This is a genomic window from Isoalcanivorax pacificus W11-5, assembly GCF_000299335.2.
In the GTDB taxonomy this organism is placed as follows: domain Bacteria; phylum Pseudomonadota; class Gammaproteobacteria; order Pseudomonadales; family Alcanivoracaceae; genus Isoalcanivorax; species Isoalcanivorax pacificus.
The window spans coordinates 2637655-2660961 of sequence record NZ_CP004387.1; the positions used below are offsets into that span (position 1 = coordinate 2637655).

Here is a 23307-nt window from a genome sequence, read left to right on the forward strand (position 1 = left end):
GCCGCCGGGCCCACCCGGTGGCAGACTGGGAGATCATTCATGAAGCGAGCCCTGCGGCAGCTCGAACAGGCCATTGCCCACGCCAGCGACTACGCCACCTGGCGCGAGGCCAGCGAAGAACATGACCGTCTCTCCGGCGCCGAAGACTGGAAAGAGATCGACCGCTCGCCCTATTACGACTACGAACTGATCCGCAACCGGCTGGCGCAGATCCGCCAGGCCCGCGAGCGCGGCGACGTCAACAAACTGGTGTTTCACCTGCACGAAGGGTTGCACGGCAACCTGGGCAATATTTCCAACCCGATGCTGTACCGTTTTTCCCGCGTCGGCACCAAGCGCCTGATCGAGCACTACCTGGCCGAAGTCAGCACGGCGCTGAATTACCTCTGCGACAACGAGTTCGAGGAGTTTCCGTTCAAGGACAAACTGGATTTCTTCGAAACCACCGGCCAGGCCTTCGGCCAGAGTTGCCTGATGCTCTCCGGCGGCGCAGCACTGGGGCTGTTTCATATCGGTGTCTGCAAGGCGCTGTGGGAACAGGGCCTGCTGCCGTCAGTGATCTCCGGCTCCAGCGCCGGCTCGATCATCGCGTCCGTGGTCGGCTCCCATGACGACAGCGAAATGCAGTGCAAGCTGCAACCGGAAAACCTCTACCTCGAAGCCTTCCGCTATATCGGCTGGACCGGCATCCTGCGCGGCACGCCGGTGCTGGACGGCGACCACCTGGAAGCCTGCCTGGAAGAAAACATTCCGGACCTGACGTTCGAAGAGGCGTATCGGAAAACCGGCCGCGAAATCAACATCACGGTCAGCCCGTACGACCGCCACCAGCATGCCCGGCTGCTGAACTGGCGCACCTCACCGAACGTGCTGATCCGCAAGGCAACCCTGGCGTCCTGTGCGATCCCCGGCATCTACCCGCCGGTGAACCTGTGGGCGAAAAATCTCGAAGGCGAAAAAGTCCCGTATATTCCCGGGCGCAAGTTTGTTGACGGTTCCATCAAGGACGACCTGCCGATCCGCCGGCTGGCGCGCCTGTATGGCGTCAACCATTCCATCGTCAGCCAGACCAATCCGCATATCGTGCCGTTCCTGCCCCGCGCCAGCGACCGCTCGCGCACGCTGCCGGTGCTGACCGACTGGCTGGTGCGCAATGTCGCCATGAACCTGCGCTACGGTGTGGAGCTTGCGCAAAGCCGTGTCCATTCCAACGACCTCGGCCTGATGCTGGACAAGGCCAAGTCCGTGCTCAGCCAGAACTATGTCGGGGACATCAATCTGATTCCACCCCGCCAGCCGCTCAGCCTGCTGAAAGTCCTGGCCAATCCGACCGTGGACGACGTGCGCAATTACATCCGCACCGGCGAGCGCACCACCTGGCCAAGCATGGACATGGTGCGCAACTCCACCAGCATCAGCCGCACGTTCCACACCTGCATACAGCGGCTGGACAAGCTCGAGGCGGAGAAACTGCAACGGCTGCGCCTGGTCAGCGAACAGGGCAACCGGTTGTCGGCGCAGTGATGGCAATGACGTCTTTCAGAGCCTAGTATCGCGGTTAGCCGTGTGCCACCGGAGCGCCGTCGCAGCGACCGGTGGCAAGGTACCCGGGTACCAGCACGAAAAAGGGATTTATGCGACTGGCGGAGCCAGGTTGTATCCGCCCTCATCGCCGCCGCGCACCGTCGCCGGCGGCGTCAGACAGGGAAACGAGGGCATGATGTCGTTGCTGCACCGGCGACCGTCCACCCGAGGGTGGGCATGATGTTCGACCGGATCACACACTACCGCAGAGACAACCCGCTGGCCTTCCGGCTGATGGGTGCGATTCTGCTGATCAGTTCCGTGATTACCCTGATCGCGGTGCTGTTACTGCTTATCCGGGAATTTTCCATCGGCGTGTCCCGCATGGAACGCAACCTGGAACAGGTCGAACTGTCCGCAGTCCCCGCCATCACCCGTGCGCTCTGGAACTTCGACGAGTCGCAATTGCAGGTACAGCTTGATGCCCTGTTGCGCGTGCCGGAAATCGCGGCCGTCAACGTCACCTGGCAGGACTGGAATGGCAGCGAACGCACCGTCGCGCAGGGCGTGGTGCCCGCCGACGGCGATGCCGCCCGGCAACGCTATGCCCTGGTGTACCGACGCAACGACGGCAGTGCCCAGGCGATTGGCACACTGAACATCTGGCTCAGCCGCGCGTCGCTGTATCAGCAGGTGGCCGAGCACGCCGCGTTCATCGCACTGTTCCAGATACTGAAAACCCTGGTCATCGCCCTGGTGATCATCGCCCTGGTACGCTTCCTGCTCACCCGGCACCTGCGCCACATTGCCGGCTACGCGCGCGAGCTGAACCTGGATACCCTGCACCGGCCACTGGTGCTGGAGCGGCGCCATGCCGAGCGCGACGAATTGCAGGACATCACCGACGCCATCAACCACATGCGCGACAGCCTGCAACTGGATATCCGCGAGCGTGAGATCACCGAGCAGGCACTGGTGGAGGCCCGGCAGGAACGGCTGCAACAACAGGAGCAGCGGGTGCGCGCAGAAAGTGCCAACCAGGCAAAAAGCGAATTCCTCGCCACCATGAGCCACGAGATCCGCACGCCGATGAACGGCGTGATCGGCATTCTGGATCTGCTGGCCGGCACCGACCTGGACGAACGCCAGCGGCACTACCTGCAACTGATGCAGCATTCCAGCGAAAACCTGCTCACCATCCTCAACGATGTGCTGGATTATTCACGTATCGAAGCCGAGCAACTGCTGCTGGAGCACATCCCGATGGACCTGCAGGTGCTGGTGGAAGACGCCGTCAGTGCCTTCTCCGGCATCGCCCGGCAGCAGGCACTGGAACTGGTGCTTGATCTGCGTCTGCAGGCCATGCGGCACGTGCGTGGCGACCCGACCCGCATCCGCCAGGTGCTGCTGAACCTGATCAACAACGCGCTGAAGTTCACACCCGCCGGCCATGTCCTGATACGGGTGCAGGAAGACCCGGAACTGAGCCGTGTGCGCTTCGATGTCGAGGATTCCGGTATCGGCATCGCCGAGCAGCATCTGGACACTATCTTCCAGCCCTTTACCCAGGCAGACCACAGCACCAGCCGCCGGTTTGGCGGCACCGGTCTCGGCCTGGCACTGTGCAAACGGCTGGTACAGGCAATGCAGGGCACCATCATTGCACACAGCCGCGCGGGTCATGGCTCCTGTTTCAGTTTCACCGTGCCACTGGAAATCAATGCAGAACAGGTATCTCACAGCCGCCCGCCCACCGACGGCCACGTGCTGGTGCTGTCAACGCTGCAACCCCTGCAACAGGCGCTGCTGGGCATGCTGCGCCACATGAACGTGCAGGCCGGCAGTGCCGGCTGCCCATCACATCTCGCCATGGCGGAGCGCTACCGGCACATCCTTATCGATGCGCCGGTGCTGGACAAGCTCAGTGCCGAGCAACGTGCCACGCTCGATCGCTGGCGCGAGCGCGTGTGTGTGCTGGTGCCGCTGGATCGCCGCGAACCGGAGTTCCTCACGCTGACCAAGCCGGTGACCGCCACCGCTCTGGCCGCCCTGCTCGACAGCCAGTTGCAGGGCGCCACGCCCGGCGGCATCCGGGTGCGCGAACACAGCCGCTTTGATCACCTGAACGTATTGATTGCCGAGGACAACGACGTCAACCGCGACGTGATCGAGGCGATCCTCGGCACCCTGCGCATCCGCCCGGTGATCTGCCGCAATGGTGAAGAAGCGGTGGCGGCCTACCGCGCCGCAGGCGGCGCCTTCGACCTGGTGCTGATGGACTGCGAAATGCCGGTGATGGACGGCTATATCGCCACCGCCGAAATCCGCGCCATCGAGGAACAGGCCGCGCTGCCGCCGGTCCCCGTGGTAGCGCTGACCGCGCATGTCATGGAGCCTCAACGGCAGCGCATGCGCGATGCCGGCATGTCGCATTTCCTGAGCAAACCGGTACGCAAGGACGCCGTGCGCAAACTGCTGGCAGAACTCGGGCTGGAAAAGACACTGCAACTGGTGTCGTTCGAGCAACGCCAGGAGGACTGATCGTCGCCGGCAGGCCAGCGATAGATTTTCGGCGCCCCCTCTGCGGGCCTGCGCCAAAGAAGCACCTCGGGAAAACCGGTCCCGACACCCGCTCAAAGCATCGACGCCGCGTCTCCCCGACGTACCTGCAGCAGCAGACCCGGCTCGGCCGGGTGCACGGACAATGTCCAGCCGTGGGCCTGTGCAATTTCCTGGCAAATCGCCAGCCCCAGCCCCGCCCCATGATCACGACGTGCGGCGCTGCGCCAGAATCGCGTGAACATCCGCGCGCGGTCCACCTCACTCACACCCGGCCCCTGGTCACGCACCGCCAAGGCGTTGGCACCGACCGCCACCATGACCGAGGTGCCCGGCGGTGCATGCTGGATTGCATTCTCCAGCAGGTTTTTCAGCAGCGTGAACAGCGCACTGCGATCGGCAAGCCAGGGCACACTGACGCTGTGTCCCGGTGCCTGCAGCGACACCGCCCCGCTATCGGCCATGCGCTGAAGATACGCCACCGCTTCCCGGGCCACTTCCGCCACATCCACCTCGGTGAAGTGATAGTTGTACCGCTCACTGGTTTCGGCCAGCTGCAACAGTTGCTGCACCTGGCGCGTCATATGCTGCACATCATTCAACAGGGCACGGCGATCCTCCCCGCCTTCCATCAACTCGATCTGCGCGCGGATCAGTGCAAGCGGCGTCTTCAGTTCGTGTGCCGCCGACGCAAGAAACGCCTGCTGCGTGCGGTAACCCTGTTCCAGCCGGTCCAGCACACGGTTGAAGCTCTCCACCAGCGGTGCAATTTCCGTCGGCACGGCATGAAGCTGCAAGCGGGCGTGCAATGAGCGTGGGGAAATCGCTGCCGCGCCGGCAGAGAGCCGTCGCAGGGGCTTGAGCGTGTAGGTCAGCGTCACGTAGGCGCAGGCGCCAAACACAAAAAACAGCACCAGGCTGAACACGGTAATACCGGTGGACATGAATGGCACCGCAAACCCGCGCTGAATGATATCCAGCAGACGCACACTGGTGGCGAACTGGAAAAACCACACCTGGCCGTCGTGCTCGACCGGTTCCGTCGCCCCGTGCATCAGCACTCCGTCACGCTCAAAATCAAAGCGGCCCCGCGTCCGGCTGAGCGTCGCTTCCGGCGAGGACAGGAACAGGTCAGGCTCCGCCGACGTCAGCACCACCTGCCCGTCGGCATCCAGCACGCGGTAGGCCGTTTCCTGCTTCAGGCTGTCAAACACCCAACTGACTTCATCCACTTCCCGGCGCAATCCGACCGGCCTGCCGTGATGATCAAACACCAGCTTTCTGGCCAGTTCTTTGGTGCGTTCCATGGTCTCATAGCCGGACAGGATATCGCTGCGCCAGTCCACCACCAGCGCCGAGGTCATCAGCAGCAACACGATGCTCAATGCGACACCGACCACAAAGGCCAGCAGCACTTTCAGGCCAAGGCTATTCAGCCACATCGCCATCACGCAGCGCATAACCGATACGCCTCACATTGACGATCTGCTGGCACGACCCGATCACCCTGAGCTTGCGGCGAATGCGATGCAGCGCCACGTCCAGTGCATTGGGTGTCACCGCTTCATTCATGCCCCAGCCCGCCGTTTCCAGCACCGTGCGACGGGCCACTTCCCCCTGGCGCCGGACCAGCACCAGCATGATCTGCATTTCCGCTGGTGCAAGTGTCGCGCACTCATCCCCGCAACAGATCACACTCGACTCCGGATGCAGCACCAGATCACCGTATTCCGGATCAAGCGACCGGCGCATCACCGGCCGACGCAACAGCGCCCGGACACGGGCCACCAGCTCGTCCATGGCAAACGGCTTGGGCAGGTAATCATCGGCACCGGCCTCCAGGCCCTCGACCCGATCGTGCAGGGCATCACGTGCCGTCAGCACAATGCAGGGCACGCCAAGCCCGGCACCCCGCAAGCGCTTGAGCAGCGTCAGCCCGTCACCATCCGGCAGGCCACGATCCAGCACCAGCGCCTGATAGGGGATCTGTTGCAGCGCAGCCCAGGCCATGTCGATCCGCCCGAGCGCATCCGCGGCAATGCCTGCCCCGGCCAGCCCCTTGCACATCAGGCGGGCCAGCCGTTCATGGTCCTCGACCAGCAGGATACGATTCATCAGAAACGGTAGACGTAACCGAGCAGCACGCGATTCTCCGTTGAGCGATCCACCAGCGGGCTGTCCTCGATTTCCGGCGCAAGCCGTGTCGCCGACAGGTCCAGCAGCAATGTGTGCTGGCGGCCAAGCCGGTACAGCGCCTGCACCCCCAGGTAGGTATCGATACCGGCCTCACCCTCATACAGCGGCCGGTCCGCCCGCGCCTCATTCGCGCGAACACCAAAATAGTAATCCACGAATTTGTCGTCGTGCCACACCAGGCCCATGCGCGGCGCCAGCCTCAGCCGGGCACCCAGCCGCCACGCCTTCTCAAGGCCGACACTGACACGCTGCCCGTCGCTGTATCCGGACAGGTCCGCGATCCAGCGGGCGCTGACATCCACCAGCCCGGTACGCCATACCGCACTGGCACCGGCCCACAGGCCACTCTTGCGGTCGTCCATGCCACGCAGTATCCGGGCATCGTCCTCTTCATACCCCCCGCCCACGTCGTAAACAGCGACAAGGCTCAAGTCGAGCCGCTGGCTGTCACTGAGCGCCAGCCCCGGCGTTTTCACTTCCAGCAGCGGCCCCAGCCATCGTATATGGCGGTTCTCGAACTGAATCACTGGCACCGCCGTGGTATCACGTTCAATGCCGGCATAAGGCTTCTGCTGATTCGACACACCGGCACCGAGCCCCCAGTGCGACGACGGCGGCCGCCCGTCCGGCGATTCCGATGCACTGGCCAGCAGCGCACTACAGAGTCCGGCAACACCTATCATCCAGCAGGCCAGGCGAAACACGACGTGGCCCGAAGCATCACAGCGCAGCGCTTGCATAACGATTTCCAGAACAGCCCAGGTTGAGCCTCACTGTCGACCTACCGGCCTTACTGAGTCCTTACCCCTGTCAGCGCGCCAGCATCCCCGCCACATCCGGCATCGCCGCGCGCATCGCCTGCAGAAACAGCCGCAACCGGGCAGGATAGAACCGCGCCTGCGGATAGACCAGATAGACCGGCAACGACGGCGCCTGCCAGGCCGGCATCAACTGCACCAGCCTGCCCGTCGCCAGGTCATCACGTACCAGCCAGGCCGACATGATGGCCGCTCCCAACCCGGCAAGCGCCGCATTGCGCAATGCGTGCAGGCTGTCGGTGCTCATGCGCGGGCGAACCGCAAACCGGCAGTGCGCACCGTCCCGCCCCGTGAGCACAACCTCGTCCCGATAATAGGTGCGCAGTGCCAGCCAGGGCAGCGTACGCAATGCCTCGACCTCCGCCGATGCCGGCAGCTGCGCCGCCACCCCCGGTGCCGCGACGACGATGCGTGGCACCTCCGCCACATGCCGCGCCACGACACCGGGATCGCTCACCTGCCCCACATGCACCGCGCAATCAAGATTCTCACTCGCGAAATCCGGCCAGCGATCCTGAAGCAGCCACTCCACCGACAGCCCCGGATAACGCTGCAGCAACGCCACCAGAGGCCCGACCAGTTGATCCTGCCCGAAGGCGTGCGGCACCAGCACCCGCAAGGTGCCCTGCGGGGTGACCTGCGCTTCCTGCATGTCCTCCTCCAGCCCGGCCCAGGTGGCGAGCAGGGCACGGGCATGGCCGAGACAGCGCTCGCCATCGGCGGTCAGCGTCATTTCATGGGTGGAGCGTTGCAGCAGGCGCAGGCCCAGCGCCCGCTCCAGCGCCTGCAGGCGGCGGCTGACGGTAGGCTGTGTGGTGCCCAGCTGATCGGCGGCGGCGGACAGGCTGCCGGCCTCGACGATGCGGACAAAGGTCTGCATCAGCGCCAGCCGGTCACTGCCCCCGAAGAGGTCCTGATTCATGCGTGCAGCGTATAACAACTCTGCGTGCAGGCCCACTACCCATGCCGTCAGAGGCACGGATAATGCCGAATATCACGCAACACACCGGAAATATCCGCATGAACAGCATTCACAAAACGCATGAAGAAACTCCCTCCCTGCCACGCGCCCTGGTCCTGCTGCTGGCCACGGGCGCCGGCCTGGGAGTGGCAGCGCTCTATTACAGCCAGCCGATGCTCGGCGTTCTGGCCACCGACCTGCACGTCAGCGACCGCGCCATCGGCTTCGTGCCGACACTGACCCAGTTCGGCTACGCCGCAGGCATCCTGCTGCTGGCCCCCCTCGGTGATCGCTACGACCGCCGCCACATCATCCTCGCCAAGAGTCTGATCCTGGCACTGGCACTGCTGGTCAGTGGCCTGGCCCCCAACCTGAACCTGTTGCTGCTGACCAGCCTGGCCATCGGCCTGTCCGCAACACTGGCGCAGGACATCGTGCCCACCGCAGCAACCCTGGCGCCCGCCCGCCAGCGCGGCAAAGTGGTTGGCACCGTGATGACCGGCCTGCTGCTGGGCATCCTGCTGTCGCGGGTGGTCAGCGGGCTGGTGGCCGAGCAGGCTGGCTGGCGCAGCATGTACCTGGCCTCGGCGGCGGCCATGGCGCTGCTCGCCGTGGCCTGCTGGTTCGGTCTGCCACGCATCACGCCCACCACCCGGCTCGGTTACGGCGCCCTGCTCCGTTCCCTGGCCACACTCTGGCGCCGTCACCCCGGCATGCGCCGGGCAGCATGGTCCCAGGGGCTGCTGTCGGTCGGGTTCAGCGCTTTCTGGTCCACACTGGCGGTGATGCTGCACGACACCCTGCATCTGGGCAGCGCCATCGCCGGTGCGTTCGGTCTGGCCGGCGCGGTCGGCGCCCTGGCCGCGCCGCTGGCCGGCCGCCTGGCGGACCGCCGCGGCCCGGAAGTGGTAGTCCGGCTTGGCGCCCTGCTGGCTGCCGTCTCATTCGCAGCCCTCAGCCTGGGCCATACACTGCCCGCCGCCGGGCAACTGGCATTGATTGCCGCCTGCGCCATCGGTTTCGACCTCGGCATCCAGGCTGCCCTGATCGCGCACCAGACACTGATCTACGGCCTCGACCCGGACGCCCGCAGCCGCCTCAACGCGATACTGCTGACCGGCATGTTCACCGGCATGACCCTCGGCGCGGCATTGGGCAGCCAGGTGCTGGCGCAATGGGGATGGACAGGTATCGCCGTACTGACCACCACCAGCGCGGTGACGGCGCTGCTGATCCGGCTGATGCCCCGCAAGGACAACGTTATGACAGCACTGAACGATGCCTGACGTGCGCCCATAAAAAAACGCCACGCGATTGCGTGGCGTTTTTGATATTGGAGCGGGTGATGGGAATCGAACCCACGTATGCAGCTTGGGAAGCTGCCGTTCTACCATTGAACTACACCCGCGAAGGGTTGCTTTTTACCAGAGCAGCGCCCGCCGGGGAACTGCTATTTTTTCGCCATCAGTGGTGATGATGCCCGCCCGGCCCGTGGGCGTGGCCATGGCTGATCTCTTCCTGTGTCGCATCACGCACGTCGACTACGTCGATCACAAACCGCAGCGTGCGGCCTGCCAGGGGATGATTGGCGTCCACATCCACGGTCTTCAGGCCGACTTTCAGCACCGTGACCCAGCGCTGGCCTTCGTCGGTTTGTACCGGCACCTGCATGCCCGGGCGCAGTTTGCCGGCATGGCGCAGGTATTTGGCGGAGACGCGCTGGGTCATCTCTTCCTTGCGCTCGCCGTAGGCCTGCTCCGGGCTGAGGGTGATCTCGAAGTGCTCGCCGGCAGCCCGGCCGGCCAGGGCCTGTTCCACGCCACTGATCATGTTGCTGGCACCGTGCAGGTACAGAGTCGGCTGGTCTTCGGTCTTTTCAATCAAAGAGCCATCCTCACCGAAGAGCTGGTAGTGGAAGCTGACAACCTTGCCGTTTTCGATCTGCATGGTGCGTACTCATTCTGGTTTTTACGGGGGCGCCATTATTTGGGCTGGCCCGACGGCTGTCCAGTAGTGCACCCCGCACCCCGACACAACGGCGGGTACGCTTCCGTTGGCGTTCTGTTCATTTCCTGTTAACGGCGGGCCGCGCCGTGAGGCAGCTAACAGCGCGGATTGGCACACAGCTTACTTTTTGTTTTCACACCGGTTGGGTATTCTCGGCGGTCTGGTACGGAGAGCACTCATGGGCAAGCAGGCATTTATCACTGGCGGTTCCGGTTTCCTCGGCGGGCACATCGTGCGCCTGCTGATCGAGCAGGGCTGGACCGTGACCGCGCTGCACCGCCCTGGCGGCAACCGGGAACATCTGCTGAGCCTGGGCGCAAGGCCGGTGGCCGCACAGTTGCATGAAGCCGGCCAGCTCGCCGAGGTAATGCCTGACGCCCCGGACGCGGTGTTTCATGTTGCCGGCAACACCGCCATGTGGCGCAAGCTGAACGCGCAGCAATACCGTGACAATGTGCTCGGCACCCGCGCGGTGGTCCACGCGGCACGGCAGCGCGGTGCGCAACGCCTGATCCATACCTCATCGATTTCCGCCTACGGCATCCAGCAGCAGCCGATTGACGAGAGCACGCCCTCCAATGCGGAACATGACTGGATCAACTACAACCGCACCAAATACCTCGGTGAACAGGAAGTCCGCGACGGCCTGCGCCATGGGCTGGATGCCGTCATCCTGAACCCGTGCGGGATTATCGGCGCCGGCGACACGCATAACTGGTCACAGCTGATTGCACTGATCGACGCGGGCCAGTTGCCCGGTGTCCCACCAGGTGCAGGCAGTTTCTGTCACGTCACGGAAGTGGCGAAAGCGCATATCGCTGCGGTGGAAAAGGGCCGCACCGGCGCGAATTATATTCTCTCCGGTGTTGATGCCAGCTTCCTGGAGCTGGCGCGCACCATCAGCGACCTGCTGCACCGCAAGGCGCCGCGTCGTGCGGTACCGAAAGCCGTGCTGCGCGTGGCCGGCCGGGTCTACCCGTTGCTGTCGGTGTTCAGCGGCGAGGAACCCCGGCTGACACCGGAAAAAGTGGCGCTGGTCACCAATCGCGTGATCGCCAGCAGTGAGCGCGCGCAACGTGAGCTGGGTTTCAACGCAGCGGTGCCCCTGCGCACCATGCTGGAAGAATGCATCCAGTGGATGCGTGCAGAAGGCATGTTGCAGGCCGCCTGACCTTCAACGACAGCGCCAGACCCGGAACCGCCGGTTCTCCCGCGCCACCGACACGTCGCGGAAGCTCTCCGCCAGCCAGTCGCCGTATTCCAGCCCCTGATTCGCCACCAGCACCAGCTCACCGCCGGGTTGCAGGTGGTCGCGTGCGCCACGGATCAATTGCCGGGTGGTGTCAGTCGTGCGCGCCAGCCCGTCGTGAAACGGCGGGTTGGTGCAGATGGCATTGAAGCGACCACGCACCTGCCGATACAGATCACTGACGCTGACCTGCGCGCTCAGGCCATTGTCCGCCAGCGTCTGCTGTGTTGCCTGCACGGCGGTGGCGCTCACGTCCACCGCCGTCACCCGTGCGCCGTGCTGCGCCAGCGCCGCGCTGAGTACACCGGCGCCGCAACCGACATCCAGCACCGCACCCTGGACCGGCCTGTCTGCCAGCTCTTCCAGCAGCAGCGCCGTGCCATCGTCCAGACGACCATGGCTGAACACACCGGGATAAGACGTCACCAGAAGACCCTGCACCGGCCACTGGCGCGCAAACCGCGCCAGTGAAAACGGTGCCGGCGCCAACCAGCCCTGGTACAGCTTGCAGTGCCGCGCGCTGTCCAGCAGTACCGGCTCCCCGGCCACCGCCGCGAACTGTTTCAGCGCACCGCGGATGCCGCCCTTGCCCGGCCCGACCAGCCAGCATTCCATCGGCGCGTCGAGGCCACCGGCCAGTGCCGCCAGCAGCAGCTCCAGCCGTTCACGCGCTTTCGGCAGAATGATCACCAGCAGATCTGTGCCGGCGGGAACGTCCGGCAGCGCTTGCAGTTGATCCGCCGGCACACTGGCCAGGTCGCTGTGCAACGTCATCGATGCCGACGGCAATTGCGTCAGCGCGGCATCGTCGCCATCCGCGATCAGCACACGGCGCGATGCCAGCAGCGCAGACTGTCGATCCAGCAGGCGGGTGGTATTTTCCATTCAATGCATCCACAAGGTGACGGGCGTGAAAGCCGCGCAGTATAGCCCAGCCCACGGTCGCACGGGCGTACCGGGGGTGACTGTTTTCACGCGGCACTTTGTAAAATCCGCAGCCGGTTCATGTTCTCCGCCCAGGTTTTACACATCCACTACTGTTCAGGCACAAATCGCTGCGTACACTGAAATCCCTGCGTTGCACGCTCGCCCAGTCGGGGGCCTGCACAGTCGAGACATATCCCAACCGCCCGGATCAGGATGGCTATGGCTGTGGTTTTCAGACACCCTGTTTTACTGTTGCGCACCGCCCTGCTGTGCGCTCTCACCCTGACACCCGTCACGCTGCCCGCCGCGCCGGCGACACCAGTCAGCAACGCCGACGTGGTGCGTTTCCAGGATGCCCTGGCCGCTGCCCGCGACGGTGATTTTGAACGCCTGGCGCAGCTGGAAAAACGCCTCGGCGACGACTACCTGATGCAGGGTTACCTGGACTACCACCGCCTGCGCAACGGCCTGCCACAAATAGACGCTGCGCGGGTCAAGGACTACATGCGCCACTACCGCGACCTGCCACTGGCCAACAGCATGGAGCGGCTGGCCATCGCCCGCTATGGCGCCGCCGGCAACTGGAAAGCCCTGCGTGCCCTGCGCGACACCCCGCCGATCACACCGGAACTGGCCTGCTACTACTGGCAGGCGGTGGGTGAGCAGCAGCCGCAGGAAGCCATGGATGCCGTACCGGCGATGTGGCTCACCGGCGGTTCCCGTCCGGCGGCCTGTGATCCGTTGTTTGACAAGGCACTGGCCACCGGCGTGATCAACGATGACCTGATCTGGCAGCGCATGCTGCTGGCCTTCCGCCAGGGCAACCCAGGCCTGATGCGCTACCTGGCCGGGCGGCTGTCTGACGAGCACGCCGCCAAAGGCCAGTTGCTGCGCCAGCTCTACAACCGTCCGGACATGATGCTCAGCCTCGACAAGGACCTGCGGGCAGCGCAACGCGACGCACTGATCAGCGCCGGCCTGCACCGCATGGCGCACACCGACACCCCGGCCGCGCTGGCGGCAGTACATACCCTGAGTCAGCGGCCCGGCGGCCTGGACAGCGACATCCGCGCCGAGGCAGAGCGCCGCATCGCCTGGTATTCGATCATCCGCGACCTGCCGGAAAACCGCGCCTGGGCAGATCGCTGGCTGCGCGACAACGGCGACGAGGAATTGCTCGAACAGCGCACCCGCCGCGCGGTGATCGAGCAGCAATGGCCCGAGGTGGTGAGCTGGATCGCCCGCCTGCCGGTGGCGCGCCAGCAGAGCGCCCGCTGGCAGTACTGGCTCGGCCGGGCGCATCAGGCCATGGGCAACACCGACCTGGCCGACATCGCCTATCGCGATGCCGCCTCGCACCGCAGCTTCTGGGGCTTTACCGCCGCCGACCAGCTTGGCCAGCCCTACGCGCTGAATCAGGTGCCACCGCCCGCCGGCGATCCGCTGACCGATGACGCCGCGCTGCAACGGGTGGCACTGCTGCTGGCGGCGGACGAACCACAACTGGCCCGGGACGAATGGCTTGCCCTGCTGCGCCGGCAACCGGAAACGCAAATGCCGGCGCTGGCCGATTACGCGCTGGCGCAGGGCTGGCCCGCGCTGGCCGTCGACACCGCCATCCATGCCCGCGCGCACAACGTGCTGGTCTGGCGCTTTCCGCGCGCCTACCGCGACCAGTTCGTCAACGCCGCCCGCGAAGGCGACATCGATCCGTATCTGCTGATGGCCGTGGCACGTCGCGAAAGCGCTTTCCACAGCCATGCCACCTCACCGGTGGGCGCACGCGGACTGATGCAGGTGATGCCGGGCACAGCACGGCATGTGGCGAAATGGCTCGACGAACCCGCGCCGGACACCGACGACCTGTACGACCCGCTGATGAGCATCCGCCTGGGCAGCACTTACCTGAGCGATCTGCTCAAGCGCTACCAGGGCAACCGCCTGCTGGCGCTGGCCGCGTACAACGCCGGCCCGCAACGGGTGGATGAATGGCTGAGCGCCACCACCCTGCCGTTCGATGTCTGGGTGGAATCGATTCCCTACTACGAAACCCGCGAATACGTGCAGGCGGTGCTGTCCTACCGCGTCCTGCTGGAACAGCTCGACCGTCCCGACGCCCAACGCCGCGTGGCACTGATCAACGCCAGCGAGCGGCATCCTGGTTATCACATCGCTCTGTTGGAGGAGTAGGGTGGGTAGAGCCAAAGGCGAAACCCACCGGGTCCATGCTGCACACTGCTCGCACAAAACCATCGAAACTACCTACCTCCTAAGCGGGGCAGTTTCGATGATTTTGCGGGAGTGAATAACGGGCTTGGACGTGGTGGGTTTCGCCTTTGGCTCTACCCACCCTACCGCCCCCCTCTCAAAACAACTGCCTGATCGAATAATCCAGCCGCCCCAGTGCCAGTTCACGCGCCAGTTCCTCATCCGCCTGAACGCGACGGCGCAGCGCCTTGCTGCTGGTGGTCTGCCGGGTCCACACGATCACCGCGTTATGGCAGTCCGGCGTTGCCAGCCGGAAACCGCTGCCCCAGCCTTTCGGTTTGACGGTGGCATCGCTGCGGCGGTACTCGGCCCAGTCGCCGAAATTCATCACCAGCATGCCGCGCGGGCTGACCAGCGCCTGCAACTGTTGCAGCCAGCGTTTGCTGGCCGGCACGGCGCGGGTGACATTGGTGTTGGACGGGGCGAACAGGTCCTCCACCACCAGATCGAACGGCGGGCCATCGTAGGCATTGACCCACTCCACCGCGTCGGCGCACACCGTCTCCACGCCGAACTCGCCGACACCGAATTGCTGCTCGGCCACCTCCAGGTGCAACGGGTCCAGCTCCACCGCCACCATCGCCAGCGGGTCCACCAGCCGCCGCAGCGGCGGAATCAGGCTGCCGCCCCCCAGCCCCAGCACCAGCACCCGGCGCAGATGATCCGGCTCGCCCAGCAGCACCGGCAGCCACAGCAAATCCCAGACACTGCCGGTCACCAGCCGCTGCGGATGGAACTCGGAATGCTGCACGCCGTTGGCGTACAGCCGCAGGGTGCGGCCCTGCCGGCGCACTTCGTATTCGACCCCGTCGCGCCCGGCGCGCCAGACTACGGCCATCAACAGTCCTCCTGATCGGCCCCGATGCGGGCCAGTTGCGCCGGCGACGGCGCCGGCATGACGATCTGTTCCGGCGGCCACCAGGCTGCCGCCTGCGCACACATCACCGGGTGCCGGAACGCACCGGCGTCCGGCAACGGCGCCTGGAAGCAGCGCGCTGTGCCCTGCCAGACGAAAGACAGCGCCCAGGCGTGCAGGTGCAACCGGTCCGAGGCCGCCCCGCCATAGCGGCTGTCGCCGAGCAACGGCGCGCCGAGCGCTTTCATGGCGACCCGCAACTGGTGTGTACGGCCGGTCCAGGGGCGCATCAACACCGCCCGCAGACCGTCGCCGGCCGCCGCCGAGACAAACGAGGTCAATGCCGGGCGCGTCTGTTCCCGCGCCAGCCGCCAGTTGCCATCGCGGCTGCGCTGCATGTCGCCCGTGATCAGCCCGGTTTTCTTCTGCGGACGGCGGGTGCTGATGCCCAGATAGAATTTCGTCACCTGCCGGGCAGCGAACAGCGTCCCGAGCGCGGCCGCCGCCTCCCGGTTGCGCGCCAGCAGCAGCGCCCCGGAGGTATCGCGGTCGAGCCGGTGTACCAGCCACAGCGGTTCGTCGCGCAGCGCCGACAACTGCGCCACCACGCCGGCGCCGTCCTCGCTGTGCACGCTGACACCGGCGGGCTTGTCCAGCACAACAAAGTCCGGCTGTTCAGCTATCAGGTTCAGCGCTGTCATAAACAGGACCTATGGAAAAGGCGCATTCTACCCGAGTCACGGTGGCTTACCCCAGCGCCGCGCACCGGCGCGGGAAAGTCCTTCCCTGCAATGCGGCCGGCGTGGACAATGCACGCTTTCCGGAACAGGAGACACCGCCATGAGCGAGCGGCCCAACAAAGTGCTGGCGACCTACCAGAAAATGGAATCCCTGCCCGGCGGCAAGACATTGTTCGCCATGGCGATCTGCCGCAAGGCACCGTACTTCGGCACCGTGCGCCCGCGCATCGTCACGCTCAAGCGCAACTATTGCGAAGCGGTGATCAAGAAGCGCCGCGCGGTGGAAAACCACATCGGCACGGTCCACGTCATCGCCATCTGCAACGGCCTGGAATTTGCCATGGGCGTGGTGGCGGAAGCCTCCATCCCGTCGCACCTGCGCTGGATTCCGAAAGGCATGGACGTGAAGTACACCGCCAAGGCGGAAACGGATATCCGCGTGATCGCCGAAGTCGCCGAGGATGCCTGGGACAACGGCCCGGACCTGCCCGTGCGCGTACGCGGTGTCCGTGACGACGGCACCGTCGTGGTGGAAGGCACCATCCACCTCTGGGTCACCGAAAAACCGCAACGCTGAACTGACGGAACGCATCATGGCCCTGAGCGCCACCATTTATCACGCCAGCCTGGATATCGCCGACAGCGACCGCAATTTCTATGGTCACGAACGGCTGACACTGGCCCTGCATCCGTCGGAAACAGCGGAACGCATGGTGGCGCGCCTGCTCGCCTGGTGCCTGTTCAACGATCAGCTCGACCCGCCGCTGACCTTTGGCAGCGGCATTTCCACCCCCAACGAACCAGACCTGTGGCGGCGCGACCTGCTCGACAACGTGCAGCACTGGATCGACGTCGGCGAACCCGATGCCGACCGCGTGCGCAAGGCCTGCCTGCGCAGCAAGCGGGTCACCGTGCTGCCCTATGGCCGCGCCTGGGCACAATGGTGGAAGCGTCACGAAAAAGACATCAGCCGCATGGAACGTGCCGATGTGATTGCCCTGCCCTGGCAGGAAGTCGGCACGCTGGCCACCGCACTGCCCCGCACCTTCACCTGGCAGGTGAACACCAGCGATGGCGCCCTGTACATCGTTGATCACCGTGGCGAGATGACCACCCTGCACCCGGACGTCATCAAACCCTTCGCCGGCTGAACACGCCCATTCCAACCGGATGGATATCCACGGTACGCTAGGGCTCGTGTGTCACACCTCACAGGCCAGAACCCTTAGTGATCAACGCCGACGCCCTGCAGCATTTCCAGCCCGATTACCGCGCCACCACCGACCAGTTCCTGGCGCGCGCCCGCGCCGTCGGCACACCCGTTGCCCATCCTGTTGACGACGCCGGCCCGGCCGGCGAGGCACTGGCCAGCTACAGTCTTTGGCTCGGGCCGGAGGAAGCGCCCCAGGTGCTGGTGCTGCTGTCCGGCACGCACGGCGTGGAGGGGCTGACCGGCTCCGCCGTCCAGGCCGACCTGCTGCACGAACTCGCCGCCGGCTCCCTGACGCTGCCGCCGGACTGCGCCTGCCTGATGGTGCACCTGCTCAACCCCTGGGGTACCGCCTGGCTGCGTCGCTGCGACCCGCAGGGCATCGACCTGAACCGCAACTTCATCGATTTCAGCCAGCCGCTGCCGGACAACAGCGGTTACCTGGCCCTGCGCGAGGCGCTGTTCGATCACGACAGCCGGCAACGCCAGCAAGCACTGGCCAGCTACGGCGACCGCTATGGCCGCACCGCGCTGGAGATCGCCATCAGCGGCGGCCAGTACAGCGATCCTGCCGGGCCTTTTTTTGGCGGCCATGCCCCCGCAGCCGCCAACACGCTGATCCACACCCTGATCCGCGCGCACCGCCTGGACCAGCGGCAACTGGCCGTGATCGACCTGCACACCGGCCTCGGCCCCTATGGTTATGGCGAAATCATCTGCGACCACCTGCCCGACAGTGACGGCACCCGCACCGCCCAGCGCTGGTATGGCGATGCCGTGACCCTGCCGGCGGCGGGCACCTCATCGTCGGTACCGAAAGAGGGCCTGCTCGATTACGCCTGGCATCGCATCATGGACGCCGACAGCTGTTTCGTGACGCTGGAATTCGGCACCTACAGCACCGACCAGCTGTTCGAAGTGATCCTCGCCGACCACCGCCTGCATCGCCACGGCCTGCCCGACTGGCACGCTGCCGGCACCCGTGCGGTCAAACAGGCCATGCGCGATCACTTCTATCCCGGCCAGCGCCAATGGCAGGAACTGGTGCTGTTCCGCAGCCGCCAGGTCATTCGCCTGGCGCTCGACGGCCTGGCTGGCACAGGACACACCGCATGACTCTGCAGATTCTGCCCGCCACCCTGGCGGACCTGGACGCCCTGGAGGCGCTGGAAAAACGCACCTTCGACACCGACCGCCTGAGCCGCCGCAGCCTGCGCCGCTGGCTGACCAGCGAACACCGGGCCTTCCTCAAGGCCGACCTGGACGGCGAACTGGTCGGCTATGCCCTGGTGATTCTGCATCGCGGCACGTCACTGGCGCGGCTCTACTCGATTGCCATCAGCGACACCTGCCGGGGCCAGGGGCTGGGCCGCAAACTGATGCAGGCAGCGGAAAAAGCCGCGCTGGATGCCGGCCGCATCTATCTGCGCCTGGAAGTGCGCAAAGACAATCCCGCCGCCATCGCCCTGTACGAAAGCATGCAGTACCTGCGCTTCGGCGAGTACCGCGACTACTACGAAGACCACCAGGACGCGCTGCGCTACCAGAAACAGATTCGCCACTTCGATGCACGCCTGTGGCAACGCCCGGTGCCCTGGTACCGGCAGACCACGGATTTCACCTGTGGGCCGGCGTCTTTGATGATGGCCATGCAGGCACTGGATCACGCCCACACACCCCGCCAGCGCGAAGAACTGCAGCTCTGGCGCGAAGCCACCACCATTTTCATGACCGCCGGCCACGGCGGCTGCCATCCGCTGGGGCTGGCACTCGCCGCCGTGAAACGCGGTTTTGAGGCGGAAGTCTGGATCAGCCAGCGCGGCCCGCTGTTCGTCGACAGCGTGCGCAGCGAAGAGAAAAAACACATCATCGAAATGGTGCACAAGGATTTCGTGCGGCAGAGCAAACAGGCCGGCATCACCGTGCACTATCGCGAAGTCACCCAGAGCACCCTGACCAAGGCCCTGAAGGCCGGCGGCATCCCGCTGATCCTGATTTCCACCTGGCAAATGGACGGCAAGCGCACACCGCACTGGGTGGTGCTGTCCGCGTTCGATGACGATTTTCTCTACCTGCACGACTCCGACCCGGAAGAAGGCGTGCAGACCGAACTGGACTGTCAGTATCTGCCGGTGGCCCGCGCCGATTTCGACCGCATGGCGCGCTTTGGCCGCAACCGGTTGCGCACCGCCGTGGTGATCCGCCCGGGGAAACCTCGCCTGCCTGCCCCCTGAACGCCCACCGCGCACCTGTTCAGACCGTTTTCTCGCCGTATACCGTTGCCGGCATACCTCACCCGACCCCTGTTCGCAGGTAGACAAGCGCCACCCGCACCACAAAATATATATATTTTTATCCTAGACTCTATATTTTTTTACCTTCCGTCCAGACCGGCCCCGGCCGGCAAATATGGGCACATTACATGCACTAATACCTGCAAGTGCGCAGATATGCTTGTTCTGGAGCGACGTAAATCCTGCGCACTGCGGAGATTCTCTCCAAGGATGGCATCACTCAACCATTCCCCGAGGAGATCAAGTCAATGTCAGGAAAAGCGGACACACCTCGCAGTGTGCGTGTTGCGTTATGCTCAGCCTCGTTGCTGGCCACCGTATTACTGAGCGCCTGCGGAGGCTCATCTTCGAGCAGCCCGCCAGCGCCGGCCCCAGCCGCGTACTCCATAATGGAAACCACCATCGCCGGCATGCACAGTGCACTGGAATCCGGCCAGACCACCTGCCGCGACATCGTGCAGGCTTATCTGCAGCGCATCGCCGTCTACGACAAGACGACTGGCGTCAATGCCATTATCCGCACCAACCCAGCCGCCCTCGCCACGGCCGACGACATTGATGCGCGTCTGGCTGCCGGCGACACGCTCGGCGAACTGTACTGCGTGCCGGTCATCGTGAAGGACAACTACGACACCTATGACATGCCCACATCGGGGGGCAACCTCGCACTCGCCAACTCCGTCCCGCCGGATGATTCCTGGGTCGTTGCCCGGCTGCGCGAAGAAGACGCCATCATGCTGGCAAAATCCAACCTGGACGAGTTCGCCTTCCGTGCGGCGCACACGGTCAGCTCGGTCGGTGGCATTACACGCAACGCCTACAACCTCAACCGCACACCCGCCGGTTCCAGTGGCGGCACCGCTGCGGCAGTGGCCGCCAACTTCGGCGCAGTGGGCCTGGGCAGTGACACCGGCAACTCGATCCGGGGGCCCTCCTCGCATGCCTCACTGGTCGGTCTGCGCAGCACCATGGGCCTGGTCAGCCGTGACGGTGTCATTCCGCTGAACCTGGACCGTGATGTGGTAGGCGGCATGACCCGCACCGTGGAGGATACTGCACGCATCCTGAACGTCATCGCCGGCAATGATCCGGCGGACCCCATCACCTCGCTGAGTGAGGGTCATGTGGCGCCGGACTACACCGCCGCGCTGGACAAAAATGCCCTGCAAGGTGCCCGTATTGGCGTGTTCCGCCATCTGATTGCCAGTGACGCCGACCCGGCGGTCCTGACATTATTTGAACAGGCACTGGCCGACCTGCGGGCGCAGGGTGCGGAATTGATTGATCCGTTCGAGATTGCCGATTACGACGACCTGTTGCGCGGCGCCACCTCCTGCCGACGTTTCAAGTACGACCTGGAAAACTATCTGGCTTCTCTCGGCCCCGATGCCCCGGTGCACACCCTGCAGGACATCATCGACAGCGGCCTGTTCTCCGCAGTGCATGCCAGCAGCCTGCGCAGCAATAATGAGGTGGTCGGCGCACCGGACGAACAGACGCCCCCCTGCCTGGGGGAAGCCGGCAATATCCGTGACAATCCCGGCCGTCAGACCTTCCGCGACACCATGGTCAACGCCATGACCGACGCCGGTCTCGACGCCATGGTCTATCCCACCTGGGATAACGCCGCCCAACCGCTGAACAACCTCAGCGACCTGCCCTCCAACAAAGGCGACAACAGCCAGGGCCTGGCGCCCGCCTCAGGCCAGCCAGCCATTACCGTGCCAATGGGATTTGACGCCGATGGCCTGCCCCTGGGGTTGCAAATCTATGGCCTGCCGTTCTCGGAAATGACGCTGATCGGTTTTGCCTACGCCTACGAACAGGCCACGCTGCACCGGCATCAGCCACCGCTTTACCCGGCACTGGACTGATATCTGCACCCCGGCAACGGACTGCCCGGTTGCTCACCGGCTTGCCCGCACCATGAAGGCACTCGCCGCAGCCGCTGCTGCGGCGATATTTTCCCTATGCGTCAGGCCGCTGGCCTTGCGCGGTTTCAGATCATGGTCACCATCCGGCACCCAGTGCAGGCTGACGTTTTGCCCCAGCAGATAGCCCGCCACCTGCTCCTGCGTGCCAAACGGGTCACGCACGCCCTGGCACACCAGCATCGGCACGGGCAGCCCCGGCAGATGCGCGGTGCGCGTTGTGGCCAGCTTGCCGGGTGGATGAAACGGATAGCCAAAACACACCACGCCCGGCACATTGGCGCCCTCTGCCGCCAGCAGGCTGGCCATACGGCCGCCCATGGATTTGCCACCGATAAAACAGCGCGCTGAATCGGGCATGGCCCGCAAGGCATCATGAAATGCCGCCAGCAGCACCGGCTGCCGGTCCGGCGGCCGCTTGCCGCCCCCGGCACGACGGCGCGCCATGTAGGGAAATTCAAACCGGGCGACGGCAATGCCGTGCACCACCAGCGCCGTGCTCATGGCCGTCATGAAATCGCTGTCCATCGGTGCACCGGCGCCATGGGCAAACAGCAACGTCGCATGTGGTTTACCTGCGGGTCGGTCCCAGAGCAAGGCAGAAGGTTCAGACATCGCGCCATCCTGCAGATCATGGTTATCAGGCAGGCATGATGCCCACGCCTCAGAACAACGACAACTGCTGCTCCGGCCGCCGGAACAGATCGGTGCGCAACCGGCGCGAGCGCCCCACCATGCCGTGGCGACGCAACGCAATATCGAAGCGCTGCGCGATCAGGTCTGCCCAGGCGCCCTGTCCGGTCTGGCGCACGAACCATTCGCTGCGATAATCACGCCCGCCATGCAAGCCATTCACCACCGACATCACTTTCGCGGCGCGCTGCGGAAAATGCGTGGCCAGCCACTGCTGCCACAGCGGATGCACCTCATGCGGCAAACGCAGCACCACGTAACCGGCCTGCGTGGCGCCGGCCTCGGCACTGGCGGCGACAATCGCTTCCAATTCGTGGTCATTGATAAACGGGATCACCGGCGCAAACAGCAACGTCACCGGCACACCGGCGCGGGTCAGCTCACGGATCACCTCCACCCGCCGGCTGCCGGCACTGGCGCGGGGTTCCAGCATCGACTTGAGCCGGTTATCCAGCGTGGTCACCGACATCGCCACCGACACCAGCGACTGCTCTGCCAGCGGCGCGAGAATATCCAGATCCCGCAGCACCAGCGAACTCTTCGTGATCAGTGTGACCGGGTGCTGAAACGCCGCCAGGACCTGCAATAGCCGCCGGGTGATCTCGCGGCTGCGTTCCGCCGGCTGATACGGATCGGTGGCGGCACCGATGGCCACCGGCTGGCATTGGTAGCTTTTGCGCATCAACTGCTGGCGCAACACCAGGTCGGCGTTGTCCTTGCAGAAAATCTCCGTCTCGAAATCCAGCCCCGGCGACAGTTCCAGGTAGCTGTGCGTGGGCCGTGCAAAGCAATAGATGCAGCCGTGCTCACAACCGCGGTACGGGTTGATGCTTTGGGAAAACGGAATATCCGGCGACTGGTTGCCCACCAGAATGCTTTTGCACTGTTCAGCGTGCAGCCGGGTGGGCCGCACTGACGGCGCACCGTCTTCGGCCTGCTGCGCCGCCGCGCCCTGCTCGCCCGGCTCGAATTCCGTCACCGTGCGGATAAACCGCCCCGGCAGATTGCTGGTGCTGCCCCGGCCTGTGGTCATGTCTCAAAACCAGATACTGATCATATGGACAGTATTTCACC

The 23307-nt window shown here is 64.8% G+C and carries 20 protein-coding genes and 1 tRNA gene; 10 read left to right on the top strand and 11 right to left on the bottom strand.

Annotated elements, in window-relative coordinates:
- Positions 1–39 precede the first annotated feature (39 nt).
- Complete coding sequence (locus tag S7S_RS11700) at positions 40–1524, top strand: DUF3336 domain-containing protein (protein WP_008736959.1); 1485 nt, start codon at positions 40–42, stop codon at positions 1522–1524.
- Between the two features lie 237 nt (positions 1525–1761).
- The gene (locus S7S_RS11705) at positions 1762–4065 is read left to right on the top strand and encodes a hybrid sensor histidine kinase/response regulator (protein WP_008736957.1); all 2304 of its coding nucleotides are present in this window, start codon (positions 1762–1764) and stop codon (positions 4063–4065) included.
- A gap of 92 nt (positions 4066–4157) precedes the next feature.
- Here the strand turns inward: S7S_RS11705 and S7S_RS11710 are convergent, their stop codons facing one another.
- The 4 genes from S7S_RS11710 to S7S_RS11725 all read right to left on the bottom strand — a co-directional run bounded on the left by S7S_RS11710 (position 4158) and on the right by S7S_RS11725 (position 8019).
- Positions 4158–5525 (bottom strand): sensor histidine kinase, encoded by a 1368-nt coding sequence (locus tag S7S_RS11710; protein WP_008736956.1) that lies wholly within the window; start codon positions 5523–5525, stop codon positions 4158–4160.
- Complete coding sequence (locus S7S_RS11715; RefSeq protein WP_008736953.1) at positions 5512–6198, bottom strand: response regulator transcription factor; 687 nt, start codon at positions 6196–6198, stop codon at positions 5512–5514. The genes S7S_RS11710 and S7S_RS11715 overlap by 14 nt, the downstream gene beginning before the upstream one ends.
- Positions 6198–7019 (bottom strand): MipA/OmpV family protein, encoded by an 822-nt coding sequence (locus S7S_RS11720; protein ID WP_008736951.1) that lies wholly within the window; start codon positions 7017–7019, stop codon positions 6198–6200. Before S7S_RS11720 ends, S7S_RS11715 begins: the two co-directional genes overlap by 1 nt.
- A gap of 70 nt (positions 7020–7089) precedes the next feature.
- The gene (locus tag S7S_RS11725) at positions 7090–8019 is read right to left on the bottom strand and encodes a LysR family transcriptional regulator (protein ID WP_008736947.1); all 930 of its coding nucleotides are present in this window, start codon (positions 8017–8019) and stop codon (positions 7090–7092) included.
- 98 nt (positions 8020–8117) lie between these two features.
- Here S7S_RS11725 and S7S_RS11730 point away from each other — a divergent pair, with 98 nt between their 5' ends.
- The gene (locus tag S7S_RS11730; RefSeq protein WP_008736945.1) at positions 8118–9344 is read left to right on the top strand and encodes an MFS transporter; all 1227 of its coding nucleotides are present in this window, start codon (positions 8118–8120) and stop codon (positions 9342–9344) included.
- A gap of 48 nt (positions 9345–9392) precedes the next feature.
- Here the strand turns inward: S7S_RS11730 and S7S_RS11735 are convergent.
- Together S7S_RS11735 and S7S_RS11740 are read right to left on the bottom strand one after the other, a co-directional pair.
- A tRNA-Gly gene (locus S7S_RS11735) sits at positions 9393–9466 on the bottom strand.
- Positions 9467–9522: 56 nt separating this feature from the next.
- Positions 9523–10005: an FKBP-type peptidyl-prolyl cis-trans isomerase gene (locus tag S7S_RS11740; protein ID WP_008736941.1), complete on the bottom strand. Its 483-nt coding sequence runs from the start codon at positions 10003–10005 to the stop codon at positions 9523–9525.
- Positions 10006–10243: 238 nt separating this feature from the next.
- Between S7S_RS11740 and S7S_RS11745 the strand changes: the two genes are divergently transcribed.
- Positions 10244–11236, top strand: coding sequence for an SDR family oxidoreductase (locus S7S_RS11745; protein WP_008736939.1), 993 nt, complete (start codon positions 10244–10246; stop codon positions 11234–11236).
- 3 nt (positions 11237–11239) lie between these two features.
- Here S7S_RS11745 and S7S_RS11750 read toward each other — a convergent pair whose 3' ends face one another.
- On the bottom strand, positions 11240–12199 hold the full coding sequence (locus S7S_RS11750; protein WP_008736937.1) for a methyltransferase: 960 nt from the start codon (positions 12197–12199) through the stop codon (positions 11240–11242).
- A gap of 267 nt (positions 12200–12466) precedes the next feature.
- Here S7S_RS11750 and S7S_RS11755 point away from each other — a divergent pair, with 267 nt between their 5' ends.
- The gene (locus tag S7S_RS11755) at positions 12467–14431 is read left to right on the top strand and encodes a transglycosylase SLT domain-containing protein (RefSeq protein WP_169745568.1); all 1965 of its coding nucleotides are present in this window, start codon (positions 12467–12469) and stop codon (positions 14429–14431) included.
- A 175-nt stretch (positions 14432–14606) separates the two neighbouring features.
- Here S7S_RS11755 and S7S_RS11760 read toward each other — a convergent pair whose 3' ends face one another.
- Both S7S_RS11760 and S7S_RS11765 read right to left on the bottom strand, forming a co-directional pair.
- Entirely contained in the window at positions 14607–15347 is a 741-nt protein-coding gene (locus S7S_RS11760) for an O-methyltransferase (protein WP_041025989.1), read from the bottom strand.
- Positions 15347–16066, bottom strand: a complete 720-nt coding sequence (locus tag S7S_RS11765) for a pseudouridine synthase (protein ID WP_008736930.1) — start codon at positions 16064–16066, stop codon at positions 15347–15349. Before S7S_RS11765 ends, S7S_RS11760 begins: the two co-directional genes overlap by 1 nt.
- Positions 16067–16205: 139 nt before the next feature.
- Here S7S_RS11765 and S7S_RS11770 point away from each other — a divergent pair, with 139 nt between their 5' ends.
- The 5 genes from S7S_RS11770 to S7S_RS11790 all read left to right on the top strand — a co-directional run bounded on the left by S7S_RS11770 (position 16206) and on the right by S7S_RS11790 (position 21483).
- The gene (locus S7S_RS11770; RefSeq protein ID WP_008736928.1) at positions 16206–16682 is read left to right on the top strand and encodes a hotdog fold domain-containing protein; all 477 of its coding nucleotides are present in this window, start codon (positions 16206–16208) and stop codon (positions 16680–16682) included.
- A 16-nt stretch (positions 16683–16698) separates the two neighbouring features.
- Positions 16699–17256, top strand: coding sequence for a YaeQ family protein (locus tag S7S_RS11775; RefSeq protein ID WP_008736926.1), 558 nt, complete (start codon positions 16699–16701; stop codon positions 17254–17256).
- 77 nt (positions 17257–17333) lie between these two features.
- Positions 17334–18431: a DUF2817 domain-containing protein gene (locus S7S_RS11780; protein ID WP_008736925.1), complete on the top strand. Its 1098-nt coding sequence runs from the start codon at positions 17334–17336 to the stop codon at positions 18429–18431.
- On the top strand, positions 18428–19549 hold the full coding sequence (locus tag S7S_RS11785) for a GNAT family N-acetyltransferase/peptidase C39 family protein (RefSeq protein WP_008736923.1): 1122 nt from the start codon (positions 18428–18430) through the stop codon (positions 19547–19549). The genes S7S_RS11780 and S7S_RS11785 overlap by 4 nt, the downstream gene beginning before the upstream one ends.
- A 449-nt stretch (positions 19550–19998) precedes the next feature.
- Entirely contained in the window at positions 19999–21483 is a 1485-nt protein-coding gene (locus tag S7S_RS11790; protein ID WP_041025990.1) for an amidase family protein, read from the top strand.
- 33 nt (positions 21484–21516) lie between these two features.
- Here S7S_RS11790 and S7S_RS11795 read toward each other — a convergent pair whose 3' ends face one another.
- Positions 21517–22155 (bottom strand): alpha/beta family hydrolase, encoded by a 639-nt coding sequence (locus tag S7S_RS11795; protein ID WP_041025991.1) that lies wholly within the window; start codon positions 22153–22155, stop codon positions 21517–21519.
- A gap of 49 nt (positions 22156–22204) precedes the next feature.
- Positions 22205–23266 (bottom strand): PA0069 family radical SAM protein, encoded by a 1062-nt coding sequence (locus S7S_RS11800; protein ID WP_008736917.1) that lies wholly within the window; start codon positions 23264–23266, stop codon positions 22205–22207.
- Between the last annotated feature and the right edge of the window lie 41 nt (positions 23267–23307).

Coding starts and splice junctions, on each gene's coding strand:
- S7S_RS11705 (WP_008736957.1), top strand. CDS start 1,762: ATGATGTTCGACCGGATCACACACTACCGCAGAGACAACCCGCTGGCC.
- S7S_RS11770 (WP_008736928.1), top strand. CDS start 16,206: ATGAGCGAGCGGCCCAACAAAGTGCTGGCGACCTACCAGAAAATGGAA.
- S7S_RS11795 (WP_041025991.1), bottom strand. CDS start 22,155: ATGTCTGAACCTTCTGCCTTGCTCTGGGACCGACCCGCAGGTAAACCA.
- S7S_RS11710 (WP_008736956.1), bottom strand. CDS start 5,525: ATGTGGCTGAATAGCCTTGGCCTGAAAGTGCTGCTGGCCTTTGTGGTC.
- S7S_RS11740 (WP_008736941.1), bottom strand. CDS start 10,005: ATGCAGATCGAAAACGGCAAGGTTGTCAGCTTCCACTACCAGCTCTTC.
- S7S_RS11785 (WP_008736923.1), top strand. CDS start 18,428: ATGACTCTGCAGATTCTGCCCGCCACCCTGGCGGACCTGGACGCCCTG.
- S7S_RS11760 (WP_041025989.1), bottom strand. CDS start 15,347: ATGGCCGTAGTCTGGCGCGCCGGGCGCGACGGGGTCGAATACGAAGTG.
- S7S_RS11765 (WP_008736930.1), bottom strand. CDS start 16,066: ATGACAGCGCTGAACCTGATAGCTGAACAGCCGGACTTTGTTGTGCTG.
- S7S_RS11730 (WP_008736945.1), top strand. CDS start 8,118: ATGAACAGCATTCACAAAACGCATGAAGAAACTCCCTCCCTGCCACGC.
- S7S_RS11745 (WP_008736939.1), top strand. CDS start 10,244: ATGGGCAAGCAGGCATTTATCACTGGCGGTTCCGGTTTCCTCGGCGGG.
- S7S_RS11750 (WP_008736937.1), bottom strand. CDS start 12,199: ATGGAAAATACCACCCGCCTGCTGGATCGACAGTCTGCGCTGCTGGCA.
- S7S_RS11800 (WP_008736917.1), bottom strand. CDS start 23,266: ATGACCACAGGCCGGGGCAGCACCAGCAATCTGCCGGGGCGGTTTATC.
- S7S_RS11790 (WP_041025990.1), top strand. CDS start 19,999: ATGGAAACCACCATCGCCGGCATGCACAGTGCACTGGAATCCGGCCAG.
- S7S_RS11775 (WP_008736926.1), top strand. CDS start 16,699: ATGGCCCTGAGCGCCACCATTTATCACGCCAGCCTGGATATCGCCGAC.
- S7S_RS11725 (WP_008736947.1), bottom strand. CDS start 8,019: ATGAATCAGGACCTCTTCGGGGGCAGTGACCGGCTGGCGCTGATGCAG.
- S7S_RS11715 (WP_008736953.1), bottom strand. CDS start 6,198: ATGAATCGTATCCTGCTGGTCGAGGACCATGAACGGCTGGCCCGCCTG.
- S7S_RS11700 (WP_008736959.1), top strand. CDS start 40: ATGAAGCGAGCCCTGCGGCAGCTCGAACAGGCCATTGCCCACGCCAGC.
- S7S_RS11720 (WP_008736951.1), bottom strand. CDS start 7,019: ATGCAAGCGCTGCGCTGTGATGCTTCGGGCCACGTCGTGTTTCGCCTG.